This is a genomic window from Enterobacter sp. DC1 (assembly GCF_000568075.1).
GTDB classification, from domain to species: Bacteria; Pseudomonadota; Gammaproteobacteria; order Enterobacterales; family Enterobacteriaceae; genus Enterobacter; species Enterobacter asburiae.
In genome coordinates this window covers 772,254-791,048 of the sequence record NZ_AZUA01000002.1, presented here as the reverse complement: position 1 = coordinate 791,048, position 18,795 = coordinate 772,254, and the positions used below count along the sequence as shown (strand labels likewise).

General features: G+C 58.2%; 16 protein-coding genes and 1 pseudogene. 12 read left to right on the top strand and 5 right to left on the bottom strand.

Features of this window, described 5'->3' with window-relative positions; genetic code table 11:
* Positions 1-257 precede the first annotated feature (257 nt).
* Both P346_RS12085 and P346_RS12090 read left to right on the top strand, forming a co-directional pair.
* Complete coding sequence (locus tag P346_RS12085; protein WP_032659418.1) at positions 258-1,802, top strand: peptide MFS transporter; 1,545 nt, start codon at positions 258-260, stop codon at positions 1,800-1,802.
* Positions 1,803-1,857: 55 nt separating this feature from the next.
* A complete protein-coding gene (locus P346_RS12090; RefSeq protein WP_032659416.1) occupies positions 1,858-2,079 on the top strand; it encodes a zinc ribbon domain-containing protein in 222 nt (73 codons plus the stop codon).
* Here P346_RS12090 and P346_RS12095 read toward each other — a convergent pair.
* From P346_RS12095 to xseA, 3 genes are read right to left on the bottom strand one after another with little or no spacing between them, the layout of a single operon-like run.
* Positions 2,076-2,426: a protealysin inhibitor emfourin gene (locus P346_RS12095; protein ID WP_006811517.1), complete on the bottom strand. Its 351-nt coding sequence runs from the start codon at positions 2,424-2,426 to the stop codon at positions 2,076-2,078. The two genes, P346_RS12090 and P346_RS12095, sit on opposite strands and share 4 nt — an antisense overlap.
* Positions 2,427-3,446, bottom strand: coding sequence for a M4 family metallopeptidase (locus tag P346_RS12100; protein WP_032659414.1), 1,020 nt, complete (start codon positions 3,444-3,446; stop codon positions 2,427-2,429).
* A 58-nt stretch (positions 3,447-3,504) separates the two neighbouring features.
* Positions 3,505-4,878, bottom strand: a complete 1,374-nt coding sequence (gene xseA, locus P346_RS12105; protein ID WP_032659412.1) for an exodeoxyribonuclease VII large subunit — start codon at positions 4,876-4,878, stop codon at positions 3,505-3,507.
* 158 nt (positions 4,879-5,036) lie between these two features.
* On the opposite strand from xseA, the gene guaB reads away from it, so the two are divergent.
* On the top strand, positions 5,037-6,503 hold the full coding sequence (gene guaB, locus P346_RS12110) for an IMP dehydrogenase (protein ID WP_023333022.1): 1,467 nt from the start codon (positions 5,037-5,039) through the stop codon (positions 6,501-6,503).
* A 67-nt stretch (positions 6,504-6,570) separates the two neighbouring features.
* A complete protein-coding gene (guaA, locus tag P346_RS12115; protein ID WP_006811514.1) occupies positions 6,571-8,148 on the top strand; it encodes a glutamine-hydrolyzing GMP synthase in 1,578 nt (525 codons plus the stop codon).
* Positions 8,149-8,294: 146 nt separating this feature from the next.
* Here guaA and P346_RS12120 read toward each other — a convergent pair whose 3' ends face one another.
* Complete coding sequence (locus tag P346_RS12120; RefSeq protein WP_032659410.1) at positions 8,295-8,513, bottom strand: DUF7661 family protein; 219 nt, start codon at positions 8,511-8,513, stop codon at positions 8,295-8,297.
* A 235-nt stretch (positions 8,514-8,748) separates the two neighbouring features.
* Here P346_RS12120 and P346_RS0121675 point away from each other — a divergent pair, with 235 nt between their 5' ends.
* The 3 genes and pseudogenes from P346_RS0121675 to P346_RS12130 form a co-directional block, all read left to right on the top strand.
* Positions 8,749-9,234: a GNAT family N-acetyltransferase gene (locus P346_RS0121675; RefSeq protein WP_032659407.1), complete on the top strand. Its 486-nt coding sequence runs from the start codon at positions 8,749-8,751 to the stop codon at positions 9,232-9,234.
* Positions 9,235-9,519: 285 nt separating this feature from the next.
* Positions 9,520-9,855: a YcgJ family protein gene (locus P346_RS12125; RefSeq protein ID WP_032659404.1), complete on the top strand. Its 336-nt coding sequence runs from the start codon at positions 9,520-9,522 to the stop codon at positions 9,853-9,855.
* A gap of 217 nt (positions 9,856-10,072) precedes the next feature.
* Positions 10,073-10,279 (top strand): annotated as a pseudogene (locus P346_RS12130) (NAD(P)/FAD-dependent oxidoreductase); the annotation flags it as partial.
* Positions 10,280-10,288: 9 nt separating this feature from the next.
* On the opposite strand, the gene P346_RS12135 reads toward P346_RS12130, so the two are convergent.
* The gene (locus tag P346_RS12135) at positions 10,289-11,122 is read right to left on the bottom strand and encodes a MurR/RpiR family transcriptional regulator (RefSeq protein WP_023338648.1); all 834 of its coding nucleotides are present in this window, start codon (positions 11,120-11,122) and stop codon (positions 10,289-10,291) included.
* Positions 11,123-11,414: 292 nt separating this feature from the next.
* Between P346_RS12135 and P346_RS12140 the strand changes: the two genes are divergently transcribed.
* From P346_RS12140 to P346_RS12160, 5 genes are all read left to right on the top strand, one after another.
* Positions 11,415-12,920: a CoA-acylating methylmalonate-semialdehyde dehydrogenase gene (locus P346_RS12140; protein ID WP_032659401.1), complete on the top strand. Its 1,506-nt coding sequence runs from the start codon at positions 11,415-11,417 to the stop codon at positions 12,918-12,920.
* 11 nt (positions 12,921-12,931) lie between these two features.
* Positions 12,932-14,857 (top strand): 3D-(3,5/4)-trihydroxycyclohexane-1,2-dione acylhydrolase (decyclizing), encoded by a 1,926-nt coding sequence (gene iolD, locus P346_RS12145; RefSeq protein WP_032659398.1) that lies wholly within the window; start codon positions 12,932-12,934, stop codon positions 14,855-14,857.
* 391 nt (positions 14,858-15,248) lie between these two features.
* Complete coding sequence (iolG, locus tag P346_RS12150) at positions 15,249-16,235, top strand: inositol 2-dehydrogenase (protein ID WP_032659395.1); 987 nt, start codon at positions 15,249-15,251, stop codon at positions 16,233-16,235.
* 31 nt (positions 16,236-16,266) lie between these two features.
* Complete coding sequence (locus tag P346_RS12155; RefSeq protein WP_023333011.1) at positions 16,267-17,196, top strand: sugar ABC transporter substrate-binding protein; 930 nt, start codon at positions 16,267-16,269, stop codon at positions 17,194-17,196.
* A gap of 48 nt (positions 17,197-17,244) precedes the next feature.
* Complete coding sequence (locus P346_RS12160; protein ID WP_032659394.1) at positions 17,245-18,792, top strand: sugar ABC transporter ATP-binding protein; 1,548 nt, start codon at positions 17,245-17,247, stop codon at positions 18,790-18,792.
* The last annotated feature ends 3 nt before the right edge of the window (positions 18,793-18,795 follow it).

Genomic DNA, 18,795 nt, shown 5'->3' with positions numbered 1-18,795 from the left:
TTTTGCCGAATCATACCGCCGGTTTTCTCTGTGTGAAGTCAATCACTATTCACTTTTAACCAAGTTTAAATCTAAGAAAGTAGACAATCGTCGAATTTTCATCTTAAAGTCCAGGGTCCGGTACTAGACAAAACTAGCGCCTGGTTATCAAATGGTTAACTAACTTTTCGCCGCATGTAAAAAATCGGCCAGATACGTAACTGGCCGGCGTACATGCTGGTGTTTACAAGCACGACGACATACCTTTCGGGAGAATTATGCAATCCACTGTTAATCAAAAAGAGAGCCGAACGTTCTTCGGCCATCCGTATCCGCTCGGTTCCCTGTTCTTCACCGAGATGTGGGAGCGTTTCTCGTTTTACGGCATCCGTCCGTTACTGATCCTGTTTATGGCCGCCACTGTCTATGACGGCGGGATGGGCCTGGCGCGTGAAAATGCCTCGGCGATTGTCGGTATCTTTGCCGGTACCATGTACCTGGCCGCGCTGCCGGGCGGCTGGCTGGCCGATAACTGGCTCGGTCAGCAGAGAGCCGTCTGGTACGGTTCGATCCTGATTGCGCTCGGACACCTGTCGATCGCGCTCTCAGCGGTAATGGGGAACAACCTGTTCTTTATCGGCCTGATGTTCATCGTGCTTGGCTCCGGGCTGTTCAAAACCTGTATCTCGGTGATGGTCGGCACCCTGTATAAAAAAGGCGACGCGCGTCGTGACGGCGGTTTCTCGCTGTTCTATATGGGCATCAACATGGGCTCGTTCATCGCGCCGCTGATTTCCGGCTGGCTGATTAAAACCCACGGCTGGCACTGGGGCTTTGGTATTGGTGGCATCGGGATGCTGGTGGCGCTGATTATCTTCCGCGTGTTTGCCGTTCCGGCGATGAAACGCTATGACGGCGAAGTCGGCCTCGACTCCACCTGGAACAGCCCGGTGGTGAAGCGTAACGGCGTGGGCGTTTGGCTGCTGGCGCTGGCGGCAGGCGTGGCAACGATCGTGACGCTGATTGCGCAGGGCGTGATTGTGATTAACCCGGTCGCGGTAGCCAGCGTGCTGGTCTACGTGATTGCGGCATCCGTTGCCCTCTACTTTATTTATCTGTTTGTCTTTGCGGGGCTGAACCGTAAAGAGCGCGCCAGGCTGTTGGTCTGCTTTATTCTGCTGATCTCCGCGGCTTTCTTCTGGTCCGCGTTTGAGCAGAAGCCAACCTCATTCAACCTGTTTGCCAACGACTACACTAACCGCATGATTGGTGATTTTGAAATCCCGGCGGTGTGGTTCCAGTCAATTAACGCCCTGTTCATCATCCTGCTGGCACCGGTGTTTAGCTGGGCATGGCCGAAGCTCGCGAGCAAAAACATTCGTCCGAGCAGCATCACCAAGTTTGTTATTGGTATTCTGTGCGCGGCGGCGGGCTTTGGCCTGATGATGCTGGCGGCACAGAACGTGCTGAGCAGCGGTGGAGCGGGGGTATCGCCGTTCTGGCTGGTGGGCAGCATCCTGATGCTGACGCTCGGCGAACTGTGCCTGAGTCCGATTGGCCTGGCGACCATGACGCTGCTTGCGCCGGAAAGAATGCGCGGCCAGATGATGGGGCTGTGGTTCTGCGCCAGCGCGCTGGGTAACCTGGCGGCGGGCCTGATTGGCGGCCACGTGAAGGCCGATCAGCTGGATATGCTGCCGGATCTCTTTGCCCGCTGCTCCGTCGCGCTGCTGATTTGTGCCGCGGTACTGATCGTCCTCATTGTTCCGGTGCGCCGCATGCTGGAAAATGCGCAGACTAAACCGGCAGCTAACGCCTCTTAAACCTCTATCTTGCCGGGGCGGCGTTATGCCCCGGTAAAACCCAACAGGAGAGAATATGTCGATTACCTGCCCGGAATGTCAGGCACCGCTGGAGCCCCAGAATGGGGTAGCGCACTGCGACAGCTGTCATAAAGATATTGCGCTTGAAGCCCGCTGCCCGGAGTGCCATCAGCCACTCCAGGTTTTAAAAGCCTGCGGCGCGGTGGACTATTTCTGCCAGAACGGCCACGGTCTTATCTCTAAAAAACGCGTGGAGTTTGTTCGGACCGAAGGTTAATCGCAGACGCAGCCTTCGCCTTTCTGCCACAGCTCGACCAGCGACTCGGGCGCTTCCTGCTCGGGTACCAGCACGATGATATCGGCGTAGTGCGCCTGATTTTGCCCGGTCCAGATAATCTGGATGCGGAAATAGCGCTGGTCGCCGCTGCCGGGTGAAGAGGCTTGCCCGGGCGGCTGGCCGCGTGGAAAAGCCTGCTCCAGGATGCTCACCAGGCGCTGGCGCTGTGCTTCATTGAGCGAGGAGAGCGCGATGGTGCGCTGTCCGCTCAGCTTGGGAATAAAAGCGACGCCGCCTTCCCGGGCCAGCTCAACCACGGCGTCATCCGTCAGTTCCGGAACCTGCATTTACAACACTCCCACCTGTTCCCAGGCTTGCTTAATGGCCGCTCCAACGTCGCCGCCGGAGCGTTTCTCTCCGTGCGCGATCGTCAGTTTTGCGAAGGCCTCAAAATCCGCATCCTGCGCCAGTTTGCGATCGCAAACCGTGTCGTACCAGGCATAACCCGCTTTTTCCCAGGCGTAGCCGCCGATCGCCGTCGCGGCCAGATAAAATGCCCGGTTGGGGATGCCGGAGTTCAGATGCACGCCGCCGTTATCCTCGCGCGTTTTAATGAAATCTTTCATGTGCGCAGGCTGTGGGTCTTTGCCCAGCAGAGGATCGTCATAGGCGGTGCCGGGTTCAGACATTGAGCGCAGCCCTTTGCCGTTGATCCCTTTCGCCAGCAGCCCTTCGCCAATGAGCCAGTCAGCTTTATCGGCGGTTTGCTTCAGATGGTACTGCTTGACCAGCGAGCCAAACACGTCAGACAAAGACTCGTTCAGCGCGCCCGACTGTTCAAAATAGATAAGCCCGGCTTCGGTCTCGGTCACGCCGTGGCTCAGCTCGTGCGCCACCACGTCGATGGCGATGGTAAAGCGGTTAAATATTTCCCCGTCGCCGTCGCCGAATACCATCTGCTGTCCGTTCCAGAAGGCGTTCTGATATTCCCGGCCGTAATGCACGGTGCCGGTCAAAATAAGCCCTTTATTATCGAGCGAATCACGCTGATATTCTTTCCAGAAGAAATCATGGGTAATGCCCAAATAATCGTAGGCTTCATCCACCGCCACATCGCCGTTCGACGCCTGGCCTTCGTAACGCACCTGCGTACCCGGCAGCTCCTGGGTCTGCTTCGCGTCGTAAATATCGCGTTCCAGCTGCCCGGCTTTATTCACGTGCGGCGCGGCGGGTTTGCCGGGCATGTGGGCCATCAGCGTCTGGACATGAGTCAAGGTCTGACGGGCACAGCGCTGCTGCGGCTCGGAACCGCTTTCGATAATACGACGAAGAATATAAGGGGGAATAACGCTATGAAGATGGGGCATGCTGCTCTCCTTATTAAAAAAGGGAATAGCAGCAGTATAGTAAGTAACCGGCGAAGAATTATCCGGTTTTACGCTGACGCGTTTTTTTCACCGGTTTAATTGATTTCACTTCGCTTTCTACCCAGCCGTCTGAAAGACGCGTCGTCAGCACATCGCCGGTATTCACCTGTTTGGTCTGCTTCAGCACTTTGCCGTCCGTCGCCGTCGTCACGCTATAGCCGCGCGCCAGCGTGGAGAGAGGGCTGACGGCTTCAAGATGGGTCACCGCATTGCCAAAACGTTCGCGGGTGGTGCTCAGGCGCGCCCGGATAGTCTCCGCCAGACGATACTCCAGCTGTTGGATCCGCGTTTGTGCGCGATAAATTTTCGGCTGCGGGTTCTGCTGGTTCAGGCGCTGCGTCACGCGCTGCTGGCGCGATACCGCGCGCTTGAGCTGCGCGTCCACCGCAACGCTCATGCGCTGGCGCAGGCGCTCCAGCACGGTCTGCTGGCGCGCCAGACGCAGCTGCGGATGCTGCTGCTGAAGTCGATGATGAAGCTGGGTAAAGCGGCGGGTACGGTTGGCAAGGAAGTAGTCCATCGCCATCTCAAGGCGCTGCTGGCCGTTCTGAATCTGACGCAGCAGTTCCAGCTGGTTGCGGCTGACCACTTCCGCCGCCGCGGACGGCGTAGGCGCGCGCAGATCCGCCACAAAATCGGCTATCGTTACGTCCGTTTCGTGGCCGACGGCGCTCACCACAGGGATAAGGCTGGCAAAGATTGCCCGCGCCACGCGCTCGTCGTTAAAGCTCCATAAATCTTCCAGCGAGCCGCCGCCGCGCCCGACGATGAGCACGTCGCACTCCTGACGGGCGTTCGCCAGCTCAATGGCGCGAACTATCTGGCCCGGCGCATCGTCACCCTGAACGGCGGTCGGGTAGATGATGACGGGCAGGGAAGGGTCGCGACGCTTCAGCACGTGCAAAATATCGTGCAGTGCCGCACCGGTTTTCGAGGTGATGACCCCAACGCAGTGGGCGGGGGAGGGCAGCGTCTTTTTGTACTGCTGGTCGAACAGCCCTTCGGCAGAGAGCCTGGCTTTTAGCTGTTCATACTTCTGCTGCAGCAGGCCTTCGCCCGCAGGCTGCATGCTCTCGACGATGATCTGATAATCGCCGCGCGGCTCATACAGGGTGATATTGGCGCGAACCAGAACCTGCTGGCCGTGCTGGGGGCGGAACGTCACGCGGCGGTTGCTGTTGCGGAACATCGCGCAGCGCACCTGGGCGGTGTCGTCTTTTAAGGTAAAGTACCAGTGACCGGAGGACGGCTGCGTGAAGTTAGAGATCTCACCGCTGATCCAGACCTGCCCCATTTCCTGCTCAAGCAGCAAACGCACCGTCTGATTCAGGCGGCTGACAGTATAAATTGAGGGGGATTGAGAGGATAACATGTGAGCGGGATCAAATTCTAAATCAGCAAGTTATTCAGTCGATAGTAACCTGCTGAGAGGCAATCGCAAGCTTTTTTATAAAAAAGTGTGGATGCAATCGGTTACGCTCTGTATAATGCCACGGCAATATTTAACCACCCAGGTCAGAGATATTGCCCATGCTACGTATCGCTAAAGAAGCACTGACGTTTGACGACGTCCTCCTCGTTCCCGCTCACTCCACCGTTCTGCCGAATACTGCCGATCTCAGCACGCAGTTGACGAAAACCATTCGCCTGAACATTCCTATGCTCTCTGCGGCAATGGACACCGTGACTGAAGCGCGCCTGGCTATCGCCCTGGCACAGGAAGGTGGCATTGGCTTTATCCACAAAAACATGTCTATCGAACGTCAGGCGGAAGAAGTTCGCCGCGTGAAGAAACATGAATCCGGCATCGTGTCTGACCCACAGACCGTTCTGCCAACCACCACGCTGCACGAAGTGAAGGCCCTGACCGAACGTAACGGCTTCGCCGGTTACCCGGTTGTGACCGAAGAGAACGAGCTGGTCGGTATCATCACGGGTCGTGACGTACGTTTCGTGACTGACCTGAACCAGCCTGTCAGCGTCTACATGACGCCAAAAGAGCGTCTGGTTACCGTTCGCGAAGGCGAAACCCGCGACGTGGTGCTGGCAAAAATGCACGAAAAACGCGTTGAAAAAGCGCTGGTTGTTGACAGCAGCTTCCACCTGCGCGGCATGATCACCGTTAAAGATTTCCAGAAAGCAGAACGTAAACCTAACGCCTGTAAAGACGAGCATGGCCGTCTGCGCGTCGGCGCTGCGGTTGGCGCAGGTGCCGGTAACGAAGAGCGCGTTGACGCGCTGGTTGCTGCGGGCGTTGACGTCCTTCTGATTGACTCCTCTCACGGCCACTCCGAAGGCGTTCTGCAGCGTATTCGTGATACCCGTGCTAAATACCCTGACCTGCAGATCATCGGCGGCAACGTGGCCACTGGCGCAGGCGCTCGCGCGCTGGCTGACGCTGGCTGCAGCGCGGTGAAAGTGGGTATCGGCCCTGGCTCCATCTGTACCACGCGTATCGTGACCGGCGTGGGCGTTCCGCAGATCACCGCCGTGTCTGACGCGGTTGAAGCGCTGGAAGGCACCGGTATTCCGGTTATCGCTGACGGCGGTATCCGCTTCTCTGGCGACATCGCCAAAGCCATCGCCGCGGGCGCAGCTGCCGTGATGGTAGGCTCCATGCTGGCCGGTACCGAAGAATCCCCGGGTGAAATCGAACTCTACCAGGGCCGTTCTTACAAATCCTACCGCGGTATGGGCTCCCTGGGCGCGATGTCCAAAGGTTCCTCCGACCGTTACTTCCAGACCGATAACGCTGCAGACAAACTGGTGCCGGAAGGTATCGAAGGTCGCGTTGCCTATAAAGGCCGTCTGAAGGAGATCATTCACCAGCAGATGGGCGGCCTGCGCTCCTGTATGGGTCTGACCGGCTGTGGTACCATTGACCTGCTGCGTACTAAAGCGGAATTCGTACGCATCAGCGGTGCGGGTATCCAGGAGAGCCACGTTCACGACGTGACGATCACCAAAGAGTCCCCGAACTACCGTCTGGGCTCCTGATAAATTTCCGCGCCCGGCTTCTGCCGGGCGCTCTGTTTTTGTTTCACTTGCCTCGGAATTAGCGTCAATGACGGAAAACATTCATAAACATCGCATTCTCATCCTGGACTTCGGTTCTCAGTACACTCAGCTGGTGGCGCGTCGCGTGCGTGAACTGGGCGTTTACTGTGAGCTGTGGGCGTGGGATGTCACGGAAGCACAGATTCGCGAATTCAATCCAAGCGGCATCATCCTGTCCGGCGGCCCGGAAAGCACCACCGAAGAGAACAGCCCGCGCGCGCCGCAGTACGTGTTCGAAGCTGGCGTGCCGGTGTTCGGCGTGTGCTACGGTATGCAGACCATGGCAATGCAGCTGGGCGGCCACGTAGAAGGCTCCAACGAGCGCGAGTTTGGCTACGCACAGGTAGAAGTTGTGACCGACAGCGCGCTGGTGCGCGGTATTGAAGACTCCCTGACCGCAGACGGCAAGCCGCTGCTGGACGTGTGGATGAGCCACGGTGACAAAGTTACCGCCATCCCCTCTGACTTCGTGACCGTTGCCAGCACCGAAAGCTGCCCGTTCGCGATCATGGCGAACGAAGAAAAGCGCTTCTACGGCGTGCAGTTCCACCCGGAAGTGACCCACACCCGTCAGGGTATGCGCATGCTGGAGCGCTTCGTGCGTGACATCTGCCAGTGTGAAGCCCTGTGGACCCCGGCAAAAATCATCGACGACGCCGTTGAGCGTATCCGCCAGCAGGTTGGCGATGACAAAGTGATCCTCGGCCTCTCCGGCGGCGTGGACTCCTCCGTGACCGCGATGCTGCTGCACCGCGCCATCGGCAAAAACCTGACCTGCGTCTTCGTGGACAACGGTCTGCTGCGTCTGAACGAAGCCCAGCAGGTTATGGACATGTTTGGCGACCACTTCGGTCTGAACATCGTTCACGTGGAAGGCGAGCAGCGCTTCCTGGATGCGCTGAAAGGCGAGAACGATCCGGAAGCCAAACGTAAAATCATCGGCCGCGTGTTCGTGGAAGTGTTCGACGAAGAAGCGCTGAAGCTGGAAGACGTGAAGTGGCTGGCGCAGGGCACCATCTACCCTGACGTGATCGAGTCTGCAGCCTCCGCAACCGGTAAAGCGCACGTCATCAAATCTCACCACAACGTGGGCGGCCTGCCGAAAGAGATGAAGATGGGCCTGGTTGAACCGCTGCGCGAACTGTTCAAAGACGAAGTGCGTAAGATCGGCCTGGAACTGGGTCTGCCGTACGACATGCTCTACCGTCATCCGTTCCCGGGGCCGGGTCTGGGCGTGCGCGTGCTGGGCGAAGTGAAGAAAGAGTACTGCGACCTGCTGCGTCGCGCGGACGCGATCTTCATTGAAGAGCTGCACAAAGCTGACCTGTACAACAAGGTAAGCCAGGCGTTCACCGTGTTCCTGCCGGTTCGCTCTGTAGGCGTGATGGGCGATGGCCGTAAGTACGACTGGGTTGTTTCCCTGCGTGCGGTGGAAACCATCGACTTCATGACCGCGCACTGGGCGCACCTGCCGTATGACTTCTTAGGCCGCGTGTCTAACCGCATCATCAACGAAGTAAATGGTATTTCCCGCGTGGTGTATGACATCAGCGGTAAGCCACCGGCTACGATTGAGTGGGAATGATTTCCCAACCGGAAACGTCTGGTACTAACAGCTTCTAAATTATCTCTAAGCCCGCGGATTGCGGGCTTTTTTTTGGGCCATGGCTGGCAATATCATGCCATGTTAGTGCCTGGAGCGGGCGCAATGTAAGGCTATCCATTAAATCCTTATTCAATACGTTCCACATTTGGAAAACGCTCGGTTGCGGCTTCATGGAAAATGTCACCCAGCCAGCCGGCAATCTCGCCTTCAGTCATATCGTCTGGAATAGCGATGTCATAGAGCCGAGAAAACTTCCTCTCCGTCAGGTCAGCACGAAATACCAGCCACCGATCATTCTTACGTTGAACGCCAATATGCCGTCCAAAAACGTTATATATCAGCATATGCAATCTCCGATCATGCTAGTGAGTTCCTGTATCTATGATACATACGTCAGAGCAGGCCAGAGAGTGAATCGTACAAATATGAAAGGTCAGCGTCCGCATCTCGCTAAAAATGCTTTAATCAACTATGGAATAACTGCGTTATTTTAACAATTTTCGATATAAACTTTATTGATATAGCTTTATTGCTTTTATATTAATTTTAAACTCATATATTTTGCTTAAGGAGGAATGCGTGAACATTATTATCTGCAAACCACACGAATATTCTGATTTGGTTGATATTTTTATCGAGATGGAAAAATACTATAATCAGGACCTTTGCTTGTCCAGGAATGACATGACCGCATATCTGAGGGATAAGGTCCTTGCCGTCGACTCTAATACCGAAGTTCACAAAGTGGTTTTTGATGGAGTAATAGCTGCGTTTTCATGCGTATCAGTGATGTACCCTTCACCACGTTTCAGCGGGCAAATGTTTATCAAAGAGCTTTTTGTTTCTGCACCTTTCAGGAGGGCTGGAATTGGTAGAAAGCTGATGAGTTTTATAGCCTGTCGAGCACAAGAGCGGGGGTGTTTACAACTCGATTGGTTATCTGTGGCAGCAGACCCATTGGCGCAGAAGTTTTATGAATCTCTCGGTGCTCAAGTTATCAAGGGTGTTAACTATCATCGGATTTTTGGCACCAAAATAGATGAGCTTGCCCGTAGTGCCGGCTGAAGTACTCTGGAAAAGACACGCGCTGTTGATAAAAATAGCATAATGGTAGATCCGCTCCTCGCTCACGCTGGACCTAACTGGGATAGGCCCTTGGAATTGCCTACGAGCCGAACTTTCGACAACTGTTAGGTCACCAAAAAGCTAAACGTGGCATTTCGTGTTGAAACTCTGAACCATCCAGGATATTACACCCATTGTAAATGGTTCCACCGCGCCCTGTGCAAAGCTGGCACTCATTAACCAACGGAGATTATCATCTTGAACAAGTCAATACTCGCATGCTCTATGGCCGCTCTGCTGGCTGTGTCCGCCATGTCCGCTCAGGCCAGGACCCCCGCCAGGCTCAAGTCGCCAGTATCGGGTGTGCTCTGTGACCGATATGTATGCGCCAATAACAAGGGATTATCCCGCGATTTGACAGAGACGTATCTCGGTAAGAAGGCTGCTGCAAACGAAGTGTTCACGTCGAGCAATGTCGATCTGACCGAATTCACCTTTGCCAACGGCATTTTCTGCGATGTGAAGGAACGACTGTGCCGTGAAGATCGCTATTATGGCGCGAACGGACAGCGCTCCGGGGCCGTATCTAAAAAGTACACAAAGCTGCTCTTTGGCGAATAATGGTGATGAAAAGAGGCCACAGGAAGAGACTACGTTATAGGGATGTAAATTATATTTTGTTGCATACATTATAAATGATGATGTGATTGTCAAAATTAAATTTCTCATTAAGGGTTTTATTGCGGAATATTATTCCATTACTACCCTTTAGCTGAGCGTAACAGTGAAGCGGTCTGGTTACGTGAATTCCCATTCACTACCATGAGCGAATAATGGAATGAAAAACCGCATAATGATTGTCGGCGGCGGCACGGGAGGAACCATTGTTGCCAACCTGCCGGCCAGAAAATTACTACGTGAAATTGCTGCCGGTCAGGTAGAGCCGGTACTGATTTCCGAATCACCGGTGCATTACTACAAACCGGCGTTTATGTATGTCGCGTTTAATCTCTTCCAGCATCATGAGCTGGCCCGGCCTGAACGGCATTAGGGGCTATTTCTCCCCGCCACCCAACCGATACGCCAGCGCCACCACCAGCGACTGCACCAGGCACAGCGTCGCCGACTGAGACCGGAACGCATCCACCTGCGCCTCTTTCACCACAAAGCAGAGATCGCTGAACGTCGCCAGGGGGCTTATCTGGCTGTCCGTAATCACGATCTGCCGCGCGCCGACGCTGGCGGCGGTTTCGCTGACCATCACCGTCTCTTCCGCGTACGGCGAGAAGCTGATCGACACCACAATGTCGCGCGCCTTAATGCGGCTGATCTGCTCGCGCAGCATCCCGCCCATGCCGTCGAGCAGGATAGGGCGACACTCGAGGTGGCTCAGGGCGTAGGTCAGATACGCGGCGACGCTAAAGGAGCGCCGCAGTCCGGCAATGTAGATGGTGTCGGCGTCGGCCAATAGCTGCACCGCGCGCTCCAGCATTTCCGGTTCGGCGCGGGCGGCCAGCTGCTGTAGCGCCTGCGCGTTCGAGCGGGCGAACTCCTGCAGGATATCGAGCGGCGTTTCCGGCACGGCCTCGCTCTCCATTTCGCGGAACAGCCGGGCGCGGTCGCTGTAGCTGGCGGTCTCCTCCACCAGGTTCATGCGAAACAGCTGTTTCATTTCGTTGAAGCCGGTGAAGTCAAAGGCGTTGGCAAAGCGGATCAGCGTCGAGGGCGGCACGTCGGCGCGCTCGGCAATGACGGCAACCGTATCAAAGGCCACGCTGTTGGTGTTATCCAGCACGTAGCGGGAGACCTGCTGCAGCCTCTTGCTCAGGCTATCGTAGCGGTCGCGGATTTGCTGCTGCAGTTCGTTCAGGCTGGTTGCTGTCGTCATCTTATCCCCCAAGTACAGTCTTATGATTCTAAACGCAAAACCGCGTCTTTTAAATGTCGGCCATCCATCTGGCAGCAAAAATGAAACAGAAACTTCAGTCATTTCCTCGCCCGAAATTCCTTAATAGCGCACGCTGCGCCAGTGTTGTTCGCTGTTAACATAAAAATCCATCCTTGATCACAATAATCATCATTTATTTTATTTCGACTTAAAATGGAATATTTGTTTCATATATAGTGTTCAGTACACAGCGTTCAGGTAACAGTCACGTATCAACAGCGAGAGGTTAAGGATGGAGACGGTAGCGAATTTTATTCACGGCGAATGTGTCACCGGTTCAGGCCAGCGCGTTCAGGGGATCTTCAATCCGGCCACCGGCGAGCAGATCCGCCAGGTTGTGATGAGTACGGCGCAGGAAACGGAGCAGGCGATTGCCGCCGCGCAGCAGGCGTTTCCGGCATGGGCGCGCCATGCTCCGCTTAAGCGCGCGCGCGTGATGTTCCGCTTCAAGGCGCTGCTGGAAGAGAATATGGATCGCCTGGCCCGCATCATTAGCGAAGAGCACGGCAAGGTCTTCTCCGACGCGGTGGGCGAGCTGACCCGCGGCCTGGAGGTGGTGGAGTTTGCCTGCGGCATTCCGCATCTGCAAAAGGGCGAACACTCGGCGAACGTCGGTACCGGCGTCGACAGCCACTCGCTGATGCAGCCGCTCGGCGTCTGCGCCGGGATCACGCCGTTTAACTTCCCGGCGATGGTGCCGATGTGGATGTTCCCGATTGCGCTGGCAACCGGCAACACCTTCGTGCTGAAGCCGTCGGAAAAAGATCCTTCGCTGGCGCTGGCGCTGGCGCAGCTGCTGAAAGAGGCTGGCCTGCCGGACGGCGTCTTCAACGTGGTTCAGGGCGATAAAGAGTCCGTTGACGTGCTCCTGACCGACCCGCGCGTGCAGGCGGTGAGCTTTGTCGGCTCCACGCCGATTGCGGAATACATTTACCAGACCGCGTCCGCCCACGGCAAGCGCTGTCAGACGCTGGGCGGCGCGAAAAACCACTGCATCCTGATGCCGGACGCCGACATGGAGATGGCGACCAACGCCATCATGGGCGCGGCCTACGGCGCGGCGGGGGAACGCTGCATGGCGCTCTCGGTGGTGCTGGGGGGGGGGGAAAAAACCGCCGATGACCTCTGCGCCCGGCTGGAAAAACAGATTGCCGCGCTGCGCGTCGGGCCGGGCCTGGACCAGTCGCCGGAAAACGAAATGGGGCCGCTCATCTCCTCCGCGCACCGCAGCAAGGTGCTGGGCTACATCGACAGCGGGGATGCGCAGGGGGCGAAACTGCGCGTGGACGGTCGCGGCTTCAGCGTGAAGGGCCACGAGCAGGGCTACTTCGTCGGGCCGACGCTGTTCGATAACGTCACCCCGGAGATGACCATCTATAAAGAAGAAATTTTCGGCCCGGTGCTTTCTGTGGTGCGCGTAGCAGATTACGCCAGCGCGGTGGATCTGATTAACCGCCATGAATATGGTAATGGTTCGGCAATCTTCACCCGCGACGGCGGCTGCGCGCGCCGCTTCTGCGAAGAGGTGCAGGCGGGCATGGTGGGGGTCAACGTGCCGATCCCGGTGCCGATGGCGTTCCACAGCTTCGGCGGCTGGAAGCGCTCGATTTTTGGCGCGCTCAACGTCCACGGCAGTGACGGCGTGCGCTTTTACACCCGAATGAAAACCATCACCGCGCGCTGGCCGGAAATGCAGCAGGAGACAGGCGCTGCGTTCTCCATGCCGACGCTGGGCTGACAGGAGGTTTTATGCAAACCGAACGTATGACCATGGCCCAGGCGCTGGTCCGGTTCCTTAATCAACAGTACGTCAGCGTGGACGGTGACGAAACGCCCTTCGTGGAGGGCGTCGCCACCATCTTTGGGCACGGCAACGTGCTGGGTATCGGTCAGGCGCTGGAGCAGGATCCCGGTCATCTGCAGGTGATGCAGGGCTGCAACGAGCAGGGCATTGCCCATATGGCTACGGGATTCGCCAAACAGCACCGCCGTCAGCGCATTTTTGCCGTCACCTCCTCCGTCGGGCCGGGTGCCGCCAATATGGTGACCGCGGCGGCCACCGCCACGGCGAACCGCATCCCGCTCCTGCTGTTGCCGGGCGATATCTACGCCAGCCGCCAGCCGGACCCGGTGTTGCAGCAGATCGAGCAGTATCACGATCTCAGCATCAGTACCAACGACTGCTTCCGTCCGGTCTCCCGCTACTGGGACCGCATCAACCGTCCCGAGCAGCTGATGAGCGCCATGTTAAGCGCGATGCGAACGCTTACTGATCCGGCAGATACCGGCGCGGTGACCATTTGCCTGCCGCAGGACGTGCAGGGGGAAGCCTGGGACTACCCGCTGAGCTTCTTTGCGCGTCGCGTGCATTACATCGAGCGCCGTCCGCCTGACCCGCAGCGTCTGGCGCAGGCGCGGGCGCTGATCGCCCGCAAGCGTCGTCCGCTGGTGGTGTGCGGCGGCGGCGTGCGCTATTCCGGCGCGCATGAGGCGTTTCGCGAGTTTGTCGAGACGCTGCGGCTGCCGTTTTCTGAAACCCAGGCCGGAAAGGGGGCGCTGGTAAGTGACCACCCACTTAACCTGGGCGGCGTAGGGGTAACGGGCGGAATGGCCGCCAACCGGCTCGCGCCACAGGCTGACTTAGTGATCGGCATCGGCACGCGCCTGACCGACTTTACTACCGGCTCCAAGGCGCTTTTTTCCCACTCTGACGTCGAATTCCTGCTGCTGAACGTGGCCGAGTTTGATGCCCTGAAGCTTGACGCCACCGCGCTGATTGCCGATGCCCAAACCGGGCTCCAGGCATTGACCCACGCGCTCGGGGATTATCGCAGCGCCTGGGGAGAGGCGATCGCCGGGGCGAAGTCCGCCTGGCGCGACGAGTGCCGCCGCCTGTGGGATCGCCAGTGGCGCCCTGACGACGCGCCCGAGGTGGCGGGGCACCTGGATGCGCAGCTGGCGGAATACGGCGAGACGCTCAACACCCGCCTGACCCAGACGCGGGTGCTGGGGCTGATCAACCAGCATATTGAAGATAACGCCGTCGTGGTGGGCGCGGCCGGTTCGCTGCCGGGCGATTTACAGCGCCTCTGGCAGGTCAAAACGCCGGACAGCTATCACCTGGAGTACGGCTACTCCTGCATGGGCTACGAGATTGCGGCAGCCCTCGGCGCGAAGCTCGCCAGACCCGAACTGCCGGTGTACGCCATGGTGGGGGATGGCTCCTACATGATGCTGCACTCCGAGCTGCAAACTGCGGTACAGGAGGGCATTAAGGTCACCGTTCTGCTGTTTGATAACGCCAGCTTCGGCTGCATTAACAACCTGCAGATGGGGCACGGCATGGGGAGCTTTGGCACGGAAAACCGCCACCGTAACCCGGAGACCGGGCGGCTTGACGGGCCGCTGGTGAAGGTCGATTTTGCGCAAAACGCGGAAAGCTACGGCTGCCGCGCGTGGCGGGTGAACGACGAGCAAAGCCTGCTGGCGGCGCTGGAGGCGTCACGGGCGCATCCGGGCCCGACGCTGCTGGACATCAAGGTGCTGCCGAAAACCATGACCCACGACTACGCCTCATGGTGGCGAACCGGTGACGCGCAGGTAGCGGAATCTTCTGCCGTGCGTGAGGCCGCGGAGCACACCCAGGCGCAGGTGAAAAAAGCCCGTCAGTATTGAGTTTTCTCTTCGTAACGAAATTTTCATTTCATTTTCCTCTCATCCTAACCCTCTCCCCAAAGGGGAGAGGGGATGGTTCGGTGCGGCCTTTTCTCCCTGGCCCACCTGGGGAGGGGGACGACTCGGGGCTGTCTTTTCTCCCTGGCCCACCTGGGAGAGGGGACGGCTCGGGGCTGTCTTTTCTCCCTCGCCCCTTTGGGGAGAGGGCCGGGGTGAGGGGAGCTGCTGTATGTCCTCCCATGTTGTGAGATTGATAACAAAATTTATCTCATTCATCTCAAAAGTGTTAACCCACACTCAAAAACATAATTTTCACTATTTATAAAAATGAAATAAATGTTTTATTTATAGGGTCGTTAGTTCACAGCATTCACCAACACCGGGAGCCGTTATGTTTAACATTGCTTTACTGGGCGCTGGCCGAATTGGCCAGGTACATGCAGCTAACATCGCCAGCCACGGCGCGACCACGCTCTGGTCCGTGGTTGACCCGAATCAGGAATTTGCCACCCGTCTCGCCGCGCAGTATCAGGCCCGTCAGCAGAGCCTGAACGAGGCGATGACCGACCCTAACGTTCACGCCGTGCTGATCGCCTCCGCCACCGATACCCACGCGGATCTGATTGAAATGGCCGCCCGCCACGGCAAGGCCATCTTCTGCGAAAAGCCGGTACACCTTGACCTCGCCCGCGTGCGCGACTGCCTGAAAGTGGTCAAAGAGTACGACGTGCCGCTGTTCATCGGCTTCAACCGCCGCTTTGACCCGCAGTTTCGCCGCGTGAAAACCGACGTGCAGTCCGGGCGCATCGGCAAACCGGAATCGCTGCTCATCATCTCCCGCGATCCGTCTCCGCCGCCTGCGGAGTACGTGCGCGTCTCCGGCGGCATGTTCCGCGATATGACCATTCATGACTTTGACATGGCCCGCTTCATCATGGGCGAAGAGCCGGTGTCGGTGTATGCCCAGGGCAGCAACCTGGTGGATCCGGCGATTGGCGAGGCGGGGGATATCGATACCGCGTTTATCGTCCTGAAATATGCCTCCGGCGCGATGGCGACCATCGTCAACAGCCGCCGTTCATCTTACGGCTACGACCAGCGCCTGGAGGTGCACGGCTCCGAAGGGCTGCTGTGCGCGGGCAATATTCTTGAAAACCAGGTGCAGCACTACGGCAAACAGGGCTGCACCAGCGCGCTGCCGGAACACTTCTTCCTGCAGCGCTACAAATCCGCTTACGCCGCGGAATGGGAACACTTTGTTGCGGTCCTGCGCGGCGAAGCGGTGCCTGACTGCAGCGGCGATGATGGTGAACGTGCGCTGTACCTTGCGGATAAAGCGCTGGAGTCACTGCGCAGCCAGCGCGAGATCGTCCTCTAAACACAACAACCCTACACAGAGAGACATAATAATGAAAAAACTGATCGTAGCCGCCCTCATCGCCATGACGTCCGGGGCCGCCCTCGCCGAAAACGAGCAAATTGTTTTCAGTACGCCAAACCTGGCCATGCCGTTTGAAGTTCACATGCAGCGCACGGCGGTGAAAGCCGCAAAAGAGATGGGCGTGAAGCTTCAGGTGCTGGACGGACAGGGCAGCTCGCCGAAGCAGGTAGCTGACCTGGAAAACGCCATCACCCGCGGGGCGCAGGGCTTTATCGTCTCCCCGAACGACGTCAACGCGGTCTCCAGCGCGGTGGATGAAATTCAGGATGCAAAGCTGCCGATCGTCACCCTTGACCGCTCCGTCGACAGCCAGAAGAAAGTGCCGCACTTTGGCGCCAACAACTACAAGGGCGGCCAGGCGGTTGGCGACTTCGTCAAAACCAAATTCCCCAACGGCGCGGACATCATTCTCCTCACCGGCCAGCCGGGCTCCTCTTCCAATATTGAACGCACCAAAGGGATCCGCGACAGCCTGAAGGCGGGCGGGGACAAATACAAGATCGTCGCCGATCAGACCGGCAACTGGATGCGTTCGGAAGGGATGCGCATCGTTGAAAGCGTGCTGCCTTCGCTGCCGAAGCGCCCGCAGGTGATCCTCTCCGCCAACGACGATATGGCGCTGGGCGCGATTGAAGCGCTGCAGAGCCAGGGCGTGAAGCCGGGCGAAATCCTCGTGACCGGCTTCGACGCGGTGCCGGAAGCGCTGGCCCGCGTGCGCGACGGCTGGCTGGCGGTAACGGCGGATCAGCGTCCGGGCTTTGCGGTGCAGACGGCGATGAGCCAGCTGGTGGCCAACGTGCGCGAGAAGAAAGCCATTACCGGGGCCGACTATCCGCCGACGCTTATTACCAAAGAGAACCTGCAGCAGGCTGAGCGTATCGGTGAGGCCGGTAACTAATATGTCCCGAGCCGCCTCTGGCGGCTCATCATGAGGAGGAGCAGACTGATGTCGCAACCCTTACTGAAAGTGACCGACCTGGCAAAAAGCTTTTCCGGCGTCTGGGCGCTGAGCAGCGCTCAGCTGACCGTCGGCAGCGGAGAAATTCACGCCCTGCTGGGGGAAAACGGGGCGGGAAAATCCACGCTGCTGAAGGCGCTCGCGGGCGCGCAGCCGCAAACGCGCGGGGATATCTGGTTCAACGGCGAAACGCTGCCGGTGGACGACTCTCCGGTGGCGCGCCAGAACAAGGGCATTATCACCATCTATCAGGAGTTCAACCTGCTGCCCAACATGACCGTCGCGGAAAACATGTTTCTCGGGCGCGAGCCGCGCAGGCGTAACCTGATCGTCGACGAAAGGGCGGTCAACCAGGAGGCGCAGGTCATTCTCGATTACCTCCAGCTGAACGTCGCGCCGACCACGCCTGTCGCCCGCCTGAGCGTGGCCCAGCAGCAGATGGTGGAGATCGCCCGGGCGCTGACCCTCAACGCCCGGTTAATCATTATGGACGAACCTTCCGCCGCGCTGAGCGACAGCGAGGTGGAAAGCCTGCACCGCGTGGTGCGGGAGCTTAAAAACCGCGGCGTGAGCATTATTTACGTTACCCACCGTCTGCACGAAGTTTTCCAGCTCTGCGATCGCTTCACCGTTTTCCAGGACGGCCGCTTTACCGGCACCGGCGCGGTGGCGGAGACCAACGTCGAACAGCTCATCCGCCTGATGGTCGGACGCGACGTGGCCTTTAACCGTCGCCCTGCCAGCGAAACGCATCATGAAGACAAACCCGTCCGCCTGGCGGTAAAGGGGCTGAGCCGCGAAAAGCCGCCGCTGGATCCGCACGGCATCGCCCTGCACGACATCAGCTTCCACGTCCACGCCGGGGAAGTTCTGGGCATTGCCGGGCTGGTGGGCGCGGGACGTACCGAAGTGGCCCGCTGCCTGTTTGGTGCAGACGCGTTTACCTCGGGGAGCTTTGAGCTGGACGGCGTGCCGTACCAGCCGCGCGACCCGCTGTATGCCCTCGATCAGGGCGTGGCGCTGGTGCCGGAAGACCGCAAAAAAGAGGGGGCAGTGCTGGGGCTGTCGATCCGCGACAACCTGTCGCTCTCCTGCCTCTCCTCGCTGCTGCAGTGGCGCTGGTTCGTGAACACCCGCAAAGAGGACGACCTGATTGAGTCCTACCGCCGGGCGCTGCAGATCAAAATGGTCAACAGCGAGCAGGAGGTGCGCAAGCTCTCCGGCGGCAACCAGCAAAAAGTGATCCTCGCGCGCTGCATGGCGCTCAACCCGCGGGTGCTGATCGTCGATGAGCCGACGCGCGGCATCGACGTGGGGACCAAATCGGAAGTGCACCAGGTGCTGTTTGACATGGCGAAAAAGGGCGTGGCGGTGATCGTGATCTCCTCCGATCTGCCTGAAGTGATGGCGGTGTCCGACCGGATCATCACCCTCAGCGAAGGCCGGGTGACCGGCGAGATCCACGGTGACGACGCTAACGAAGAACGGCTGATGACGATGATGGCCATCAACCACAACGCCCTGAACGCGGCATAACGG

Bases quoted from the DNA above. Each gene is read 5' to 3' on its own strand.
- guaB (WP_023333022.1), top strand. From the start codon at position 5,037: ATGCTACGTATCGCTAAAGAAGCACTGACGTTTGACGACGTCCTCCTC.
- P346_RS12140 (WP_032659401.1), top strand. From the start codon at position 11,415: ATGGAGACGGTAGCGAATTTTATTCACGGCGAATGTGTCACCGGTTCA.
- P346_RS12160 (WP_032659394.1), top strand. From the start codon at position 17,245: ATGTCGCAACCCTTACTGAAAGTGACCGACCTGGCAAAAAGCTTTTCC.
- P346_RS12090 (WP_032659416.1), top strand. From the start codon at position 1,858: ATGTCGATTACCTGCCCGGAATGTCAGGCACCGCTGGAGCCCCAGAAT.
- P346_RS12085 (WP_032659418.1), top strand. From the start codon at position 258: ATGCAATCCACTGTTAATCAAAAAGAGAGCCGAACGTTCTTCGGCCAT.
- P346_RS12100 (WP_032659414.1), bottom strand. From the start codon at position 3,446: ATGCCCCATCTTCATAGCGTTATTCCCCCTTATATTCTTCGTCGTATT.
- P346_RS12125 (WP_032659404.1), top strand. From the start codon at position 9,520: ATGGCCGCTCTGCTGGCTGTGTCCGCCATGTCCGCTCAGGCCAGGACC.
- iolG (WP_032659395.1), top strand. From the start codon at position 15,249: ATGTTTAACATTGCTTTACTGGGCGCTGGCCGAATTGGCCAGGTACAT.
- xseA (WP_032659412.1), bottom strand. From the start codon at position 4,878: ATGTTATCCTCTCAATCCCCCTCAATTTATACTGTCAGCCGCCTGAAT.
- P346_RS12135 (WP_023338648.1), bottom strand. From the start codon at position 11,122: ATGACGACAGCAACCAGCCTGAACGAACTGCAGCAGCAAATCCGCGAC.
- P346_RS12120 (WP_032659410.1), bottom strand. From the start codon at position 8,513: ATGCTGATATATAACGTTTTTGGACGGCATATTGGCGTTCAACGTAAG.
- guaA (WP_006811514.1), top strand. From the start codon at position 6,571: ATGACGGAAAACATTCATAAACATCGCATTCTCATCCTGGACTTCGGT.
- P346_RS12095 (WP_006811517.1), bottom strand. From the start codon at position 2,426: ATGCAGGTTCCGGAACTGACGGATGACGCCGTGGTTGAGCTGGCCCGG.
- iolD (WP_032659398.1), top strand. From the start codon at position 12,932: ATGCAAACCGAACGTATGACCATGGCCCAGGCGCTGGTCCGGTTCCTT.
- P346_RS12155 (WP_023333011.1), top strand. From the start codon at position 16,267: ATGAAAAAACTGATCGTAGCCGCCCTCATCGCCATGACGTCCGGGGCC.